General features: G+C 48.1%; 17 protein-coding genes. 10 read left to right on the top strand and 7 right to left on the bottom strand.

Features of this window, described 5'->3' with window-relative positions; translation table 11 throughout:
• Window positions 1-48: 48 nt before the first annotated feature.
• Window positions 49-1,548 carry a glucose-6-phosphate dehydrogenase gene (gene zwf / locus JJQ88_RS09650; RefSeq protein WP_210365666.1) on the bottom strand — a complete coding sequence of 500 codons (1,500 nt, stop codon included), beginning with the start codon at window positions 1,546-1,548 and terminating at the stop codon, window positions 49-51.
• A 237-nt stretch (window positions 1,549-1,785) separates the two neighbouring features.
• Between zwf and rnz the strand changes: the two genes are divergently transcribed.
• From rnz to JJQ88_RS09635, 3 genes are all read left to right on the top strand, one after another.
• Window positions 1,786-2,709 carry a ribonuclease Z gene (gene rnz, locus JJQ88_RS09645; protein WP_210365665.1) on the top strand — a complete coding sequence of 308 codons (924 nt, stop codon included), beginning with the start codon at window positions 1,786-1,788 and terminating at the stop codon, window positions 2,707-2,709.
• A 155-nt stretch (window positions 2,710-2,864) separates the two neighbouring features.
• The gene (locus JJQ88_RS09640; protein WP_210365664.1) at window positions 2,865-3,233 is read left to right on the top strand and encodes an ArsR/SmtB family transcription factor; all 369 of its coding nucleotides are present in this window, start codon (window positions 2,865-2,867) and stop codon (window positions 3,231-3,233) included.
• The gene (locus tag JJQ88_RS09635; RefSeq protein WP_210365663.1) at window positions 3,226-5,367 is read left to right on the top strand and encodes a heavy metal translocating P-type ATPase; all 2,142 of its coding nucleotides are present in this window, start codon (window positions 3,226-3,228) and stop codon (window positions 5,365-5,367) included. Before JJQ88_RS09640 ends, JJQ88_RS09635 begins: the two co-directional genes overlap by 8 nt.
• Window positions 5,368-6,470: 1,103 nt before the next feature.
• Here JJQ88_RS09635 and namA read toward each other — a convergent pair.
• Window positions 6,471-7,493, bottom strand: coding sequence for an NADPH dehydrogenase NamA (namA, locus tag JJQ88_RS09630; RefSeq protein ID WP_210365662.1), 1,023 nt, complete (start codon window positions 7,491-7,493; stop codon window positions 6,471-6,473).
• Window positions 7,494-7,624: 131 nt separating this feature from the next.
• Window positions 7,625-8,470, bottom strand: a complete 846-nt coding sequence (gene proC / locus JJQ88_RS09625) for a pyrroline-5-carboxylate reductase (protein WP_210365661.1) — start codon at window positions 8,468-8,470, stop codon at window positions 7,625-7,627.
• 598 nt (window positions 8,471-9,068) lie between these two features.
• On the opposite strand from proC, the gene JJQ88_RS09620 reads away from it, so the two are divergent.
• The 3 genes from JJQ88_RS09620 to JJQ88_RS09610 all read left to right on the top strand — a co-directional run bounded on the left by JJQ88_RS09620 (window position 9,069) and on the right by JJQ88_RS09610 (window position 11,427).
• Entirely contained in the window at window positions 9,069-10,034 is a 966-nt protein-coding gene (locus tag JJQ88_RS09620; RefSeq protein WP_210365660.1) for an MBL fold metallo-hydrolase, read from the top strand.
• A 12-nt stretch (window positions 10,035-10,046) separates the two neighbouring features.
• Window positions 10,047-10,838, top strand: coding sequence for an SDR family NAD(P)-dependent oxidoreductase (locus JJQ88_RS09615; RefSeq protein ID WP_210365659.1), 792 nt, complete (start codon window positions 10,047-10,049; stop codon window positions 10,836-10,838).
• Between the two features lie 379 nt (window positions 10,839-11,217).
• Window positions 11,218-11,427, top strand: a complete 210-nt coding sequence (locus tag JJQ88_RS09610; RefSeq protein WP_210365658.1) for a hypothetical protein — start codon at window positions 11,218-11,220, stop codon at window positions 11,425-11,427.
• 42 nt (window positions 11,428-11,469) lie between these two features.
• Here JJQ88_RS09610 and JJQ88_RS09605 read toward each other — a convergent pair whose 3' ends face one another.
• Window positions 11,470-11,664, bottom strand: coding sequence for a YqzH family protein (locus JJQ88_RS09605; RefSeq protein WP_210365657.1), 195 nt, complete (start codon window positions 11,662-11,664; stop codon window positions 11,470-11,472).
• Window positions 11,665-12,005: 341 nt separating this feature from the next.
• Here JJQ88_RS09605 and JJQ88_RS09600 point away from each other — a divergent pair, with 341 nt between their 5' ends.
• Together JJQ88_RS09600 and JJQ88_RS09595 are read left to right on the top strand one after the other, a co-directional pair.
• Window positions 12,006-13,265 (top strand): Y-family DNA polymerase, encoded by a 1,260-nt coding sequence (locus JJQ88_RS09600; protein WP_210365656.1) that lies wholly within the window; start codon window positions 12,006-12,008, stop codon window positions 13,263-13,265.
• Between the two features lie 24 nt (window positions 13,266-13,289).
• The gene (locus JJQ88_RS09595; RefSeq protein ID WP_210365655.1) at window positions 13,290-13,628 is read left to right on the top strand and encodes a YolD-like family protein; all 339 of its coding nucleotides are present in this window, start codon (window positions 13,290-13,292) and stop codon (window positions 13,626-13,628) included.
• Between the two features lie 44 nt (window positions 13,629-13,672).
• Here the strand turns inward: JJQ88_RS09595 and JJQ88_RS09590 are convergent, their stop codons facing one another.
• On the bottom strand, window positions 13,673-13,888 hold the full coding sequence (locus tag JJQ88_RS09590; RefSeq protein WP_210365653.1) for a CDGSH iron-sulfur domain-containing protein: 216 nt from the start codon (window positions 13,886-13,888) through the stop codon (window positions 13,673-13,675).
• Between the two features lie 150 nt (window positions 13,889-14,038).
• Between JJQ88_RS09590 and JJQ88_RS09585 the strand changes: the two genes are divergently transcribed.
• Complete coding sequence (locus tag JJQ88_RS09585; protein ID WP_210365651.1) at window positions 14,039-14,371, top strand: iron-sulfur cluster biosynthesis family protein; 333 nt, start codon at window positions 14,039-14,041, stop codon at window positions 14,369-14,371.
• Between the two features lie 84 nt (window positions 14,372-14,455).
• Window positions 14,456-15,001 (top strand): hypothetical protein, encoded by a 546-nt coding sequence (locus tag JJQ88_RS09580; protein WP_210365649.1) that lies wholly within the window; start codon window positions 14,456-14,458, stop codon window positions 14,999-15,001.
• 41 nt (window positions 15,002-15,042) lie between these two features.
• Here the strand turns inward: JJQ88_RS09580 and JJQ88_RS09575 are convergent, their stop codons facing one another.
• Window positions 15,043-15,978, bottom strand: a complete 936-nt coding sequence (locus JJQ88_RS09575) for an alpha/beta hydrolase (protein ID WP_210365647.1) — start codon at window positions 15,976-15,978, stop codon at window positions 15,043-15,045.
• Window positions 15,979-16,056: 78 nt separating this feature from the next.
• The gene (locus tag JJQ88_RS21500) at window positions 16,057-16,188 is read right to left on the bottom strand and encodes a hypothetical protein (protein WP_282597679.1); all 132 of its coding nucleotides are present in this window, start codon (window positions 16,186-16,188) and stop codon (window positions 16,057-16,059) included.
• Window positions 16,189-16,232 lie beyond the last annotated feature (44 nt).

Raw genomic sequence — 16,232 nt, 5'->3', positions numbered from 1 at the left:
AAAAAAGAGAACCCGCATGGCATCCAGCCGGGCGGGTTCTCTTTTTTCTTAACAATTTTCAACATCGATTTCAGTGACCGGCCACCAGAAGAAGCCGTCTTTTTCAAGTAATCTGTCAGCTGCATCAGGTCCCATCGTTCCAGAAGGATAGTTCGGGAACAAATCCTCTTTTGTATGTTCCCAGGCATCGGAAATATTATCGACGAAGCTCCAGGACAGCGCCACTTCATCCCAGTGGGTGAAGTTAGTCGCATCGCCGCGCAATGAATCATAAAGAAGCTTCTCATAAGCTTCAGGGGTATTGAGTCCATCGATTCCTTTATTTGCGTAGTTGAGCTTCACAGGGGTTGCTTTCGTTCCCTGTCCGGATTTCTTGGCATTCAGGTGGAGCGTGATGCCTTCTTCCGGCTGGATATGGATGACGAGGAGGTTTGGATTCACAGTCTTTTCTGGCTGATAATACAAGTCCATTGGTATATCCTTGAACTGGATGACAATTTTTGTCGATTTTGCCTTCATCCTTTTTCCAGTACGGATGAAAAACGGAACGCCTGCCCAGCGGAAGTTGTCGATCATCAGCTTCCCTGCCACGAATGTTTCCGTCATGGATTCCGGATCGACCATGTCTTCCTGGCGGTATGCCGGGACTTTTTCGGCATTGATCAATCCCGTATCATACTGACCGCGGACAAAGTATTCATTGACCTTCTCGCCTTTTATCGGCCGGAGAGCACGGAATACCCTGACTTTTTCGGAACGGATTTCGTCTGTTGTCAGCTTGATAGGCGGTTCCATCGCCAGCAAGGAAACCATTTGGAGCATATGGTTTTGAACCATGTCACGCAATGCCCCGCTCTTTTCATAATAGCGTCCGCGTTCTTCCACTCCAAGCGTCTCGCTCGAGGTCACCTGGATATTGGAAATGTAGCGATTGTTCCACAAGGGTTCGAACATCGCGTTGGCAAAACGGATGACTTCGATGTTCTGGACCATTTCCTTGCCAAGATAATGGTCGATCCGGTAGATTTCATCTTCCGCGAATGCCTTCCGTATTTGTTTGTTGAGGATTTTCGCAGATTCCAGATCGTGTCCGAATGGCTTCTCAATGACAAGGCGTTTGAAGCCAGCGACATCTGTCAGCTTGTCCTTTTTCAAATGCTCAGCGATTGTTCCAAAGAATTCAGGCGCCATGGCTAAGTAGAAGATCCTATTTCCATTGAGGCCATAGTGGCTATCCATTTCCTCTGCAAGCTTTCCAAGTGCGATGTAGGAGCTTGAATCAGTCACATCATGGGAATGGTAGTAGAATTTCGAAACGAATTCATCGATTTCCACTGCTGAATCGTGGTGTTCCAGTACAGACTCCTTCACTCGCTGCTGGAATTCTTCATTTGCAAGTGAACGTCTGGCCACGCCTATCACAGCGAACTTGTCCAGTTTTCCTTTTATGAACAAATTGTAAAGGGAAGGGAACAGTTTGCGGTTCGCCAAGTCTCCAGTCGCTCCGAAAATCATGATCAATGCCGTTGGTTTTTCGGTTTGTGCCACAATGCAGAACCTCTCTTTATGTGAATTTGATCCTTATGTACTAAGAATGCTTTACAAGTATAAAATTTTATCGGTTTCGCAGAGAATAAGCAAACTTTTAGTCCAGGCTTCTTTGTCACCCTGCAGTTGGTCTTTGCAACAGTTGAAACTGGAGGGTGCCCGTGTGGTATATTGGAAAGAACAAAGAATTGTCTGCCCGTATAGTGCAGGGCTTTTTGCACGAAAGGATGTATGGATATGGATGTGTTTTTTCTTGGGACGGGTGCTGGCGTTCCGGCTAAACTGAGAAATGTGACTTCAATCGCCCTCAAGCTGCTCGAGGAGCGGGGCGCGGTATGGCTTTTTGATTGTGGTGAAGCCACACAGCACCAGATTTTGCATACAAGCATAAAACCGCGAAGGATTGAAAAGATTTTTATCACGCATTTGCATGGAGACCATATATACGGCCTTCCAGGGCTGTTGTCGAGCAGGTCATTCCAGGGGGGGGAATCCCTCGTTACGCTGTATGGCCCTCCAGGAATCAAAGATTTCATCGAAGTATCATTCAAAATTAGCAAAACCTACTTGAAGTATCCGCTTGAAGTCATCGAAATCGAAGAAGGAACGATTTTCGAGGATGGCCAGTTCCTAGTCGAAGCCAGGCTCCTTGAACATGGAATCCCTTCATTCGGCTATCGGGTCAGCGAAAAAGACAGACCTGGGATCCTTCTGGCCGACAAGCTGGCAGCAGCAGGAGTGAAACCAGGCCCTGCCTATAAAAAAATCAAGAACGGAGAACCGGTCACTCTTGAGGATGGCAGGATCATTGAGCCGGATGATTTCGTCGGGCCAGCCCAAAAAGGGCGGACCGTGACGATCCTGGGAGATACTAGAGCTTGCGAGAATGCGATTTTGCTTGGCAAGGATGCAGATTTGCTTATCCATGAAGCGACCTTTTCCGCAGGAGAAGAAGCGCTTGCCCGTGAATATTATCATTCAACAACCGTACAGGCGGCCCAAGCGGCTATTAGATCAGGGGCGAAGAAACTTTGCCTGACCCATATAAGCTCACGCTATGACCGGAATGATTGGAGACAGCTTCAAGAGGAGGCGGCCTCCCTGTTTCCAGAAGCGATAGTCGCCGAAGATTTCATGGAAATCCCTATTCCGCTAAAATAAGGGATCTGGCCAGGATACATCCTGGCCTTTTTGTGCGGGAAGGAAACGACATATGAATAACATTCAAATAGTCATTTGAATGAAAATATTGACATTCAAGCAGACTTTTGAATAAACTATATTCAAAAGCTCGTTTGAATGATGAGGTGTTTTTCTTGAAGGAACAGGATGTTTGCCAGGTGAACTGTATCGATAGTGAAAAAGTCGGCAGGGTAGCCGGAAAGCTAAAAGAGAATGACCCACTTTCGGTAGCAAAAATTTTTAAGGCACTATCAGATGAAACAAGAGTCAAAATCGCCTTCGCGCTCTATCTTGAAAAGGAGCTATGCGTCTGTGATGTCGCTTCGATCGTCAACTCTTCGACTGCGACAGCTTCCCATCATCTGCGGCTGTTAAGGAATCTCGGGCTTGCAAAGTACCGCAAAGAAGGCAAGCTTGTTTTTTATTCTTTGGTCGATGACCATGTGAAGCAATTGATCCATATTGCGTTTGAACATCAGAAGGAGGCGGGCAGCCATGAATGAAGCAGCAGGAGCATCAGCAGAGAAAAATGTCTACAGAGTACAGGGTTTTACCTGAGCAAGCTGTGCCGGAAAGTTCGAACAGAACGTAAAACACCTGGATGGTGTTTTTGATGCAAAAGTTAATTTCGGTGCGTCGAAACTGACAGTTTATGGCCATGCCTCCATTGAAGAACTGGAGCAGGCCGGCGCTTTCGAGAACCTGAAAATCTATCCTGACAAGGCAGAGGTCGTCCCAGAACCGAAAAAGCCTTTCTGGAAGGAGAACTTCAGGTTATTGATCAGCCTTATGTTTGTCATCATCGGTTACTTTTTTCAGTGGAACAATGGAGAAGAGAGCCTTCCGGCTATTGTGTCTTTTTTAGGTGCCATCGCAATCGGCGGTTACTCCCTGTTCAAGAATGGCATCCAGAACCTTCTGCGCCTGGACTTCGACATGAGGGCATTGATGACAATCGCTATTATCGGCGCTGCGATCATCGGGGAATGGAGTGAGGGGGCGGTCGTTGTCATCCTCTTTGCCATCAGTGAAGTATTGGAAAGATATTCGATGGATAAGGCGAGAGCATCGATCCGCTCCTTGATGGACATCGCCCCGAAGGAAGCGCTCATCCGCCGCGGCGGCAGAGAGTATACACTCAATGTCAATGAAATTCAGGTCGGAGATATCATGATTGTGAAACCCGGGCAAAAAATTGCTATGGACGGGAAAGTGATCGCGGGAGCTTCAGCTGTTAATCAGGCAGCCATCACTGGCGAATCCGTACCTGCAGAAAAGAATGCCGGCGATGAGGTTTTTGCCGGTACTTTGAATGGTGAGGGCCATCTTGAGGTGAAAATCACCAAGCTCGTGGATGACACTACGATAGCGAAAATCATCCATCTTGTCGAAGAAGCACAGGAAGAAAAAGCGCCGTCCCAGGCATTTGTCGATCGTTTTGCCAAGTATTATACCCCGATCATTATCCTGGTTGCTGCTCTCGTTGCCATCCTTCCGCCAGTCATCTTTGGGGCGGATTGGGGCGAATGGATCTATCAGGGGCTAGCCGTGCTTGTTGTCGGCTGCCCTTGTGCGCTTGTCATTTCGACTCCTGTTTCGATTGTCACTGCCATCGGAAATGCTGCCCGAAATGGCGTCCTCGTCAAGGGCGGTGTCCATCTTGAGGAAATGGGCGCGCTTAAGGCGGTTGCTTTTGATAAAACTGGTACACTGACAAAAGGGATACCGGTCGTTACCGACTATGAAGCATTGCAAGAAAACTACGATCCGACAGAATTATTTGCGGTGATTGCAGCTCTTGAGGACAAATCGCAGCACCCACTGGCTGCCGCGATCGTGCGTAAGGCCGAGCAGGATGGGGTTCCGTTTGCCGAATTGGCAGTCGAGGACTTTGCGTCGGTTACCGGAAAAGGAATCAGAGGGCTGGCAGGAGGCACAACTTATTATATCGGCAGTCCCAAGTATGTGGGCGGGATTGTTGCAGGCGGCATTTCGCCTTCAGCCAGGGACCGCGTGTCCTCGCTTCAGGCTGAAGGCAAAACAGTCATGGCGGTTGGGACCGAAGCAGCCATTCTTGCGCTTATCGCTGTTGCGGATGAGGTTAGGGAAACAAGCAAGGATGTCATTTCACACCTCCATGAACTTGGCATCGAAAAGACAATTATGCTTACGGGCGATAATAATGGCACTGCAAAGGCAATTGGTCGCCTTGCCGGTGTCTCCGAAATTGAATCTGACCTTTTGCCTGAGGATAAGCTTGCCTTCATCAGGAACCTGCAGAATGTCCATGGGAATGTCGCGATGGTTGGTGACGGCATCAATGATGCACCAGCGCTTGCTGCTGCTACGGTAGGAGTCGCCATGGGAGGTGCGGGAACGGATACCGCGCTCGAAACGGCAGACATTGCCCTCATGGCCGACGATTTGAATAAGCTGCCGTTCATCATCAGGCTCAGCCGCAAAACCCTGGCGATCATCAAGCAGAATATCGCTTTTTCCATTGGCGTCAAATTGCTGGCGCTGCTGCTTGTCATCCCTGGCTGGCTGACGCTTTGGATCGCGATTTTCGCTGATATGGGAGCGACCCTGATCGTGACACTTAACGGGTTGAGGCTGTTGAAGGTGAAGGATGATTAAGTCTGTAATGGCTGGGTGGCCTGCATGAATAATACATGGAACAGGTTAATTTATAAATGCGCTTCTCCGATTTATGACCATTTTTTATACAGGTCTCTTCGCGAAGGCACGGATTGCATTATTCGAGGGCAAGAGTTTGCCGCAAAGGTGGCAAACCCTTGATCTTTGACAAGTTTGCCGATCGAAAAAGGGCTTGCTTTTTCAAAGAAGCTGTGCGGCCTGTCATCCAGGTAATGGGATTGCGTTCGAGGCAATTTATATGCCAAACTCATCAGGTCTGTCTGTTGTCAAAGATGAGGGAGTCATGTTTGGAAAGATGCACCGGAAAATAGAGATTGACAAGGTAAATGAATAAAGAACCCGGCTGAAAGTGAATCAGCCGGGTTTTTTATGATTGGATTTAAAGGAAGATGGCTGCAATTTTCCATCCAAACCGATAATCTCCCGATCTATTGCCGTATTCTCCCGATCAGGGCTCATAATCTCCCAATGGCAGCCCTTAATCTCCCATTTGGGCACCATAATCTCCTAATCAGCATGCATAATCTCCCGTTTCCCCAATATTTTACAATAATCCCCGTTCGAAAGTGAATCAGCCGGGGTTTTTAATGATTGAATCTAAAGGAGATGGCTGCAATTTTCCATCCAAACCGATAATCTCCTGATCTATTGCCGTATTCTCCCGATCAGGGCTCATAATCTCCCAATGGCAGCCCTTAATCTCCCGTTTGGGGACGATAATCTCCTAATCAGCATGCATAATCTCCGTTTCCCCAATATTTTACAATACTCCCCGTTCGAAAGTGAATCAGCCGGGGTTTTTAATGATTGAATCTAAAGGAGATGGCTGCAATTTTCCATCCAAACCGATAATCTCCTGATCTATTGCCGTATTCTCCCGATCAGGGCTCATAATCTCCCAATGGCAGCCCTTAATCTCCCGATTGGGGACGATAATCTCCTAATCAGCATGCATAATCTCCCGTTTCCCCAATATTTTACAATAACCCCCCGTTTGAAAGTGAATCAGCCGGGTTCTTTTATGATTGGATCCAAACTACAAAAAAGGAGCCGGCATAAAGAATGCCGACCCCACACATTTATTAAAATACCCAGCCGCGGCTGTATTGCTTCGGGGGTTCGATGCTTGTGCCGAGTTCTTTGGCGGCAGTCCGCGGCCAATATGGGTCACGGAGCAGTTCGCGGGCAATGAAGATCAGATCGGCGCGGCCGTTCTGGAGAATCTCTTCAGCCTGGATGCCGGATGTGATCAAACCGACGGCTCCAGTTGCTATTTCCGCACCATGCTTGATCTTTTCGGCGAATTTCACCTGATAGCCAGGATACACTGGAATCCTCGCAGGGACGACAGCCCCGGAACTGACATCGATCAAGTCAACGCCAAGCTCCTTAAGCCAGGCTGCCATAGTTGCATAATCATCCACAGTCAGGCCTTCTTCATTGTAATCACAGGCTGATACCCTGACGAACAGCGGTCCGTCCCAGACAGATTTAACTGCTTCTGTGACTTCGCGGAGAAAGCGGAACCTATTCTCTGCTGTACCGCCGTATTCATCCTTACGCTTGTTCGTCAGCGGAGAAAGGAACTGGTTGATCAGGTAGCCATGGGCCGCATGGATTTCGATGACATCAAATCCGGCCTTTTTTGCTCTTTCTGCCGCCTGCCTGAAGGCTTCGACCGTTTCTTTGATTTCCTCTCCAGTCATTGCTTTAGGCTCTTTGTAACGCTCATTGAATGCCAGGGCGGAAGGGGCGACGATTTCTTCTCTTATCTCCGCTTTCCTTCCGGCATGGGCGATCTGGATGCCGGCCGCAGCGCCATTCAACTTGATTTGTTCAACCAATCTTGCAAGTCCCGGGATATGGTCATCACTCCAAATACCCAGGTCCTGTGGAGAGATCCGCCCCTGCGGCGTCACGGCAGTCGCTTCCAGGATGATCAAGCCTACCTGTCCGACTGCCCTGCTCGTATAGTGGGCAATATGCCAATCGGTTGCGATCCCATCTTCTTTTTCACAGGAATACATGCACATCGGCGCCATGACAACGCGGTTCTTAAGTGTCAGCCCTTTGATTTCAAATGGTGAAAATAACTTTGTTTCCAATGCAGAAGCCTCCTTCTTTCGTAGACCAAAATATATTTTTAGTATAACAGGGCTTCCGGCTTAAAGAAAAAATTTGGTCTTTACCTCAAATTGAAACCTTGAGTATACATAACATTTCTCCAGTAAACGACCTAAAAGCGCCGGCTAGCACCAGCCAGCTCGCTGCCAAGCAAACGTCCGAGCTTCCTTGATTGCGCAGTCGCTTCCTTGATACAGGAAATGAAGGCATCCTGGACGCCATGCTGTTCAAGGATACTGATTCCGGCTTCTGTTGTCCCGCCAGGACTTGTGACCTCGAAACGAAGCTGGCCAGGCTCTTTTTCCGATTTTGCCAGCATTTCGGCGGCGCCGAGTATGGTCTGGATGATCAGCTGTTTGGCTGTGTGTTTTTCGAGCCCGATTTCCGTGGCGCTTTTTTCCATAGCCTCGACAAGATAATAGATATAGGCTGGACCGCTCCCGGACAGTCCGGTGACCGCATCCAGCTGGTATTCTTCGACAATCGCTGTCGAGCCGATTGTGTTGAAAAGCTCCTTGACAAGCATTTTTTGCAACAAGCTGACATGTCCATTCACAGCAAATGCAGTGGCCGATTTTCCGATTGCAGCTGAAGTGTTCGGCATCGCCCGAACCACTGCGAGCGATTTTCCGGCAGCAGCCTCGATGGCGGCGATCGATACACCAGCGAGGACTGATATGACAAGCATGCCTTCCTCAAGATAAGGCTGGATTTCTCCAAGTGCCGCGGCAGCATCCTTCGGTTTCATCGCCAGTACAACGGCATCGGCGTCGAAGAACAATTGAGCATGGTCATATGTCGCTTTTATGCCATACTTTTGTTCAAGTTTCCTAAGCCTCCCGTTATCCTGCTTATTTGTGATCCATATTCGCTCTCCCGGAAGAAGCCCGCTTGCCTCTATACCGGAAATCATCGCTTCTGCCATCGAACCTGCGCCAACAAAAACAAGCTTCTTCATCCAGATCGCCTCCATGTGTTTTTAAAAATAAGTATGTGTTACGGGAACTTTCTTTGGAACAAGAACCTTCGCCTAAAAAAACTGAATCCCTTTCATTCAGGCATTAGCAAAAATTAAAATAAAAAGGCCTTTCATCCTTAAAAGGACGAAAGGCCATGCTTCCGTGGTACCACCTTCATTCACCTCCGGCCGAAGCCAGGAAAGTGCAGCTCAAGATCCGTTAACGCCGGTGTACGCCCAGGTTTGCCTGGAAGCTTGCAAGGTAGGGTTCAACATGAAGAGGGTGGCGGTGCCTTCCAGCCGCTGGGCTCCGCTCTCTTGCACCATTCCTGTCTACTCGTCTTGCTCAAGTGCTTTTTTATTTCATTAAGTTTTAATAGTGATTATGCAAGATGGACAAGCGGTTTGTCAAGGGAAATTATTAGTTTTTTCTGAAAATATTTCGGCAAATGAATGACATTTATCGCCTTTAAAGGTAAACTTATTTTTATATATTGGAAAAATGGTTGCAGGCATGCCTGATGCAGGAAAAATTGGGGAGCAGGAAAATAAGCGCTGTTTTTATCTATGTAAATATAATGTTTGAGGTGCAGAAAAAATGACAGAATGGAAAGATGGAATTGCTAAGCTTACCTTGCCGACGCCTTTTCCGGTCGGCGATGTGAATGCTTATTTGATAAAAGGGGACCGGCTCACGCTTGTGGATGCGGGTACGAAGACAGACGAGGCGTGGGAGTCCTTTAAGGATCAGCTGGCTGAGTTGAAGCTGAAACCTGAAGATATCGAGCAGGTCATCCTGACTCATCACCATCCAGATCACGTGGGGCTCTTGGATTATCTGCGGCCGGACCTTGAAGTGTATGGCCATCCGCTTAATGAAAGGTACATCAAAAAGAATGCCGGGTTTGAAAGCGAGCATCAAGCATTCTTTGAAAAGATTTTTCCGCAATTCGGCATTCCCGAGCATTATTTCAGCCCGTCAGTTAAAATAATGAAGAAAACAATGGTATTTTCGTGTGACCGTTCATTGTCCGGGACGATTTTGGAAACGGATGAGCCGCCTGCCCTTCCTGGATGGAGGGTCATTGAGACGCCGGGCCATGCCCAAAGCCACATTGTCCTTTCCAGGGAAAAAGATGGAGCGATGATTGCGGGGGATACGATCTTGGCTGGGATCTCACCGAATCCATTGCTCGAACCGCCACTTCCAGGAAAAGTGGAGCGTCCGCGTCCGCTCGTCCAGTACAATGCCTCGCTGGAGAAATTACTAGGTATTCCGGCCGGCCAGGTATACACGGGGCACGGCACGGAAATCTCCGGGCTTCACAGTTTGATCGAAAAGCGCTTGTCACGCCAGCATGACAGGGCAATGCAGGTCAGGAAAATGCTTGAAGGCAAATCGCTTACGGTTTTTGAAATCTGCCGTCTATTATTCCCGGCTGTCTTTGAACGGGAACTGAACCTGACGATTTCCGAAACCGTCGGGCAGCTGGATTATTTGCAGGCGATGGACGCGGTTGAAGTCCGGGAAGAAGGGCCAACCTTCATGTATACAGCAAAATGAGGTGAAATCGAATTGCAGTCATTAACAGGGAAAAACATCATCATTACCGGGGCATCAGGAGGGATCGGAGCCGAGATCGCCAGGCTGTGCGCCGAAAGGGGTGCGAACCTTGTCCTCCTGGCCAGGGGGATTGATAAGTTGCAGGCGCTCAAGGGAGAACTTGAGTCCATGCATAGTGTAAAAGTGGATGTCCATCAGCTGGACGTTTCCGATACGGACGCAATCAAAGCCATGTTTGGCATGGTCCTTTCAGAAATCGGCCATGCGGACATTCTCGTTAATAACGCGGGCTTCGGAATCTTCGATCTGGCCCACGAGGCAAAAATCGAAGAAATCAAGTCGATGTTTGCTGTGAATGTCATTGGCCTGATGGCGTGCACCTCGATGGTGCTGCCGGGCATGAAACAGCGGAGAAGCGGGCATATCATCAATATTGCTTCACAGGCTGGAAAGATCGCCACACCGAAGTCGAGCGTGTACTCGGCAACGAAACATGCGGTGCTTGGCTATACGAACAGCCTGCGGATGGAGCTCGCAGAAGACAATGTATTTGTCACCTCCGTCAATCCCGGCCCAATCGCCACGAATTTCTTCAATATAGCCGATAAGCAGGGTACATACGTCAAGAATGTCGAACGGTTCATGCTCCAGCCTGAATATGTTGCAAGGCAGGTTGTCGACAGGATGATGACAAAGACGAGAGAAATCAACCTCCCGCGCTGGATGAACGCCGGCAGCATTTTTTACAGCCTATTCCCCCGGGCATTCGAACGGCTTGGCAAGAAAGCATTCAATCAAAAATAACCAGGATTTGAACCGCCAAACTTTTTTGGCGGTTTTTTTAAAACAGAAAACTTTTTTGCGTCTTCGATGTCTAGTATATAGATACAGAGTCAAGGGGAAGGAACGTTGGAGCTTGAAGAGCTGGCCTTCAAGGCCAAAAGGGTGACGATGCTGCGTTCTATGAACTTATGCAGCTTCACAAAACCCGTCTGTACCGGATTGCTTTGAGTTATTTAAGGAATGCAGACGATGACTCGCTGCGTGCGCTTGACAAAGACCAGCTTGAAGTAGCGGTAGACCCTGAAAAGCTCAAAATCCTGAAGGCTCCGCATGACGGGCGTCTTGATAGAGTCAGCCGCGAAGGGAACGATCTAAATTCACCTTCAAGCAGGACGCCGAAATGGAAGGGATCACCCCTTTTTATGATGCGGTGGATGCCAAGGGGAAGATCGTCAATAGCGGGCATTCCACAACGTGGAGAAGCGACATCGGCATAAAGGAAATATTCATTCCATATTTTAATGAAGGAGCCGCTCCCGGCCCAATCACCCTGAAAATCACCGATTATCCAACGAGGATTAAAGGTGAAGCAAATATCAGGCTGAAGTGATTTTTGGATAAAAAGCGTGAATCCCGGTTCACGCTTTTATTTTTATGTAACCAAGAACTCATAAACGACATCATTGATGATCTCATGCAGTTCTGCTTCAGGCTCCCGCTCTTTCAAATCGATAATCTTCCCGTGAATTTCCTCGAAGTCCCGCTCGCTGAATGGAAGCGCATCATCATCATGCCTGTATTGCACGAGGCATTTCTGGACCATTTTCCGAATCAGTTTCTTATCCATTTTATCAGCACCTCATCCCCGATTATACTTGTTTTTTCGGCTTTTAACAGCCTTCTGCAAAATCGTCCATTTCTGGAACGGCCCCCCATCTAAACCGTAATTAAGGAATCCCGCCGTAAAATTTCCATTGAAACCGAACGCATATTCGCTTAATATTATGGGTATAATGGAATAGAACAAATGTTCCTGTTGAGGCTATTTTGAAAAAACAGCACTTTTCCGGAACAAATTGATAGTCTCCGGAAAATCAGGCAATTACCAGAAAGACACCGGTTCCGCTAAAAAATTTCAGATGATGCAATACAGTTTGATAAAAGCAGTTTTTGAAAGGAGAAAGGTGCATGGTCGATTACAGTGAAATGCCGCACAATAAAATCCTATGTGTGGATATGAAAAGCTTCTATGCCAGCTGTTCTGCGGTCATGCGAGGCCTTGACCCCCTTGATTGCCATCTGGCTGTCGTAGGCAACCTCGACCGCCCGGGAAGCGTCGTCCTCGCAGCTTCACCCCGACTTAAAAAAGATTTCGGGATTAAAACCGGTTCAAGGATGTTTGAGATTCCGAAGGACCCGCGGATTATCATCGTTGATCCGCAAATGTCAACGTATCTGCGAATTTCCACTGAAATTTCCCGTGTGTTCAATCGTTATGTCCCGAAGGAAGCGATTCACACCTACAGTGTCGATGAAAGCTTCATCAAGGTTGATGGCGCATCGAAGCTGTGGGGTGATGCTATCTCGATCGCCAGGAAAATCAAGGATGATATCGAGCGTGAATTCCAGCTGCCGTGCGCGATCGGAATCGGTCCGAATATGTTGATGTCGAAGCTGTGCCTTGACCTCGAGGCGAAGAAAGAAGGAATAGCCGAATGGACGTATGATGATGTACAGACAAAGCTATGGAACGTCTCGCCGCTCAGGGAAATGTGGGGGATTGGCCGGCGCGTCGAGAAAACGCTGAACAGCATGGGGATTTTCACTGTAGGCCAGCTTGCCCGCTATGATCTTGAAAAACTCGAGAAAAAGTTTGGCATCATGGGCAACCAGCTTTACTGGCATGCGTGGGGAATCGATTTATCGGAAATCGGCGCTCCAATCATGGAAGGACAGATCAGCTTCGGGAAGAGCCAGATTTTGCTTCGTGATTATAAGGAGGAAGAGGAAATCAAGCATGTCATTCTCGAAATGTGCGAGGAGGTGGCAAGAAGGGCGAGGAGCCATGGGAAGGCGGGCCGGACAATCAGCTTTGGAGTCGGCTATAGCCAGGACGAATTTGGCGGAGGTTTCCATCGTTCCAGGACGGTTGAAGAACCGACGAACATCACGATGGATTTGTATCGGGTCTGTCTTGAGCTTTTTGCTGAAAACTACACCGGAAAAACGGTCCGCAGTATTTCGATTTCCCTTGGCAACCTTGTCGGGGACAGCCAATTCCAGTTGGATCTGTTCAATGTGAATGGCTGGAAAAAGAAGGAGCTTGGCTATGTCATGGACCGCATTCGCGGCCGCTATGGCCCCGGAGCGCTGCTGCGGGCCGTATCGTATACAGCAGCAGGGACAGCAAGGCAGCGCGCGCGCCTTGTCGGCGGGCATAAAGGCTGAGGCCTGGCAGAAGGAGGAGATTGAATGATTCGTGACCGCGGAAGAATCAAATGGACTTCCATGATGCTTCCTGAACATGTGAAGCTGCTGCGTGACTGGGCGCAGGAAGACCAATACGAAAAAGAGAAGCAGCTTGATGAACAGCAACTTGAGCAGCTGAATGACACCATCCTTGAAGCGATGGAGTTCAATCGCCCTGTCAGCATCGCTTACTATCGGCGGCGGAAATATGAGCTTGTGATCGGGAAAATTCATTATTGGGACGAACTCGGGCAGAAATTGCATGTCGTCGACCGGTTTGAAGAAGTCCATCGCATCGAAATAGCAGCGATTGCCGATGTCAGGCATGCAGAAGAATGGTGAACAGACAAAAAAGCGATGGGAAAACCCAGCGCCAGGAAATGATTTTATTCTGTTTCTTCCGATTGTGGAGCGCGTACAGCCGATTCGAATTTCCCTTTGTGGGAAGCATCGCAGAATGGCATGTTCTTGCTCATTCCACAGCGGCAAAGCGAGAAGACAGGCTTTGTTACGAATTTGTTCCCGGCACCGTCCAATAATTCCACATCTCCTGAAACCTTGAATGAACCGTTATCGTTTACTTTGATTTGCACTTTTGACATAAAAAACACTCCTTCACAACTTTGTCACAATTTATCTTTGATAGTAAAAGCTGAAGCGGAAAATTGCAAGTCAATTTTGAGACTGTTTTGCATCCAATCTTACCAGAAAGGTATGGTAAAATAAGAAAATCAGGGAAGGAGTGCAGGAAAATGAAAATAAAAGTAACAGCAGCCGCGGAGAAAAAGCTGAAGGAGAAAATGGCAGGGAAGCCAGGATTCCTGAAGCTGAAATACGATATAGACGGCTGCGGCTGCGCGGTCAATGGTGTGGCTGCCCTCTGGCTTGAGGACGAACGGGAGAGGAATGAAACGGAAATCAGGACTGACAGCTTCCCGATCTATATCGAGGCATCAAGGGAAGTTTTTTTCGACGATGAAATGACCATTGATTATAGTGCGGCAACAGGCTGTTATCAGTTGAAAAGCCCTAACGAATACTTGAATCCGCGTATGAGCTACTTAGATAAAACAAAAGGAAAATAGTTTACAATAATTTAAAAAATGGATTAAATAAAAATAGGAATCGATATCCATAGAATTGGTTTGCAAATGGGCAGGAGGAGAGTTATGGGGAAGATGCGGAGGGCAGCCATGTTCATCATGTGCATGCTTCTGCTCGCTGGCTGCAAGTATGAGACAGTAGAGGAAGCAATCCGGAAAGACATACCGTTCAATATCAAACAGATCATACACAAGGAAAAAACGAAGGACGGCTGGGTCGTCTTTTACACAACTGAGCAAAAGGATGGCAGAAAGCAATTCGAAGCGCTGGCCGTTGCCTATATCAAAGGCGGGAAAAAGGATGGCTGGGAAAACGCGGGGCACAACCACTGGACTTATTATGAAAATGATTTCATGATTTTATATGCCGATGCTTTCCATATTTATCGCAAGAACGGCAAACTGGAAGAGAGGATTCCCGTGATTTTTGGGAAAATTGCCAACCCTGGCGTCAAAACAATTGAAGCAGCAGGCACTGACGGGAAATTCAAGAAAATTGAAATCATCCAGAAAGGAAAAGACCGCTATTATTATGCAATAGGGGATTATAAACAAGTCAGGGCTCTTGGCGCGGATGGAAAGGAACTTAACCGCCAGGGTAAAAAGCAATGACAGGGACAGGGGCGGCCCGACTGGGCTTGCCCCTGTTTGCGTCATGAAACAGGCTCAGCCACGCCATTCCTCGTGAAAACATATTCCTTAAGGAACTCATCCAGCACCTTTTCATATTCCTCGCGATTTTCACTGTAAGATTGGGCGTGAAGGCCGTTTTCGGCCATGAACAGTTTCTTTGGTCCTTTCTTTTGCTCGAACAATGCTTCTGTCATCGAGGGCAAAATGAAATCGTCCTTGCGGCTGTGAATGAACAGGACAGGATTCTTGATGTTTTCTATAACAGTGATTGGCGACACATCGCGGAGCGAATATTTATCCCGGATGCGCAGGAACAAGCTGGCGACCGGCAGCAGGAGCCGGGGAGGCACTTTGACCTCTTCCTTGATCCGGTAGGCTAGCTGCTCGCTGAAGTCGGAAAACGGGCAATCGGCAACATAGAAATCCGCTCCGTCCTCAAGCATCCCTGCATACAGGAGCAAGGTCGCCGCCCCCATTGACTCCCCATGGATCCCAAGGAAAATATCACGTCCTTTTTCTGCTTTCAGCCAGTCGACGACCGATTTCAGGTCGAATTTTTCATAAAAACCATAGCTGGTCGTCTTCCCGCCTGATTCTCCGTGGCGGCGGTGATCATAAATGACTGCATTGAAACCCCTATTAAGGAACAGGTTCATATATTTGACTGAATTTGTTTTGTTTTGGGTCACTCCATGGGCAATGATAATGTACCTGTTGGAATCATGCGGTTCAACGAGCACTGCCTTCAGCGGATAACCAAAGGAAGACTGGATTGTGACTTCCCGCTTTGGCAGAGCATCGTAATCATCGGGATGGAGATGGCCAGCCTCTTTTTCACGGATGAAGATTTCCTCATCATCCTTCTTTTTCAAAAACATCACCCTGTTCGAAAGATAAACCCCGAGAGAGGCCAATACGAACAAAAACGAAAGCAGGAAGCGGAACACCTTTCTCAATCTAAACCCTCCGAATGCATTTTTCTTTATTTTACCATAAAACATAGAAAGGCCGCGAAATTGCGGCCTTTTGGGTTGCTATTGCGGTGTATTCTGCCGTTTTGTCGGCCGGACCGCTTTTTCCAGGTCTTCAGCGGCGATTGTTTGTTTGATATTGTCAGCATCCGGCTTGCCCTGCTGGCTGTTTCCTTTGTCACGCTTTTGGCTCATAGTGTCTGTTCCGCTCCCTTCCTGAAGATGTCTTCACCTATAAG

It is taken from the genome of Bacillus sp. REN3, assembly GCF_017912555.1.
In the GTDB taxonomy this organism is placed as follows: domain Bacteria; phylum Bacillota; class Bacilli; order Bacillales; family Cytobacillaceae; genus Mesobacillus.
Note: the sequence above shows the minus strand (reverse complement) of the source record. Positions and strands in the feature narration are given on the sequence as shown.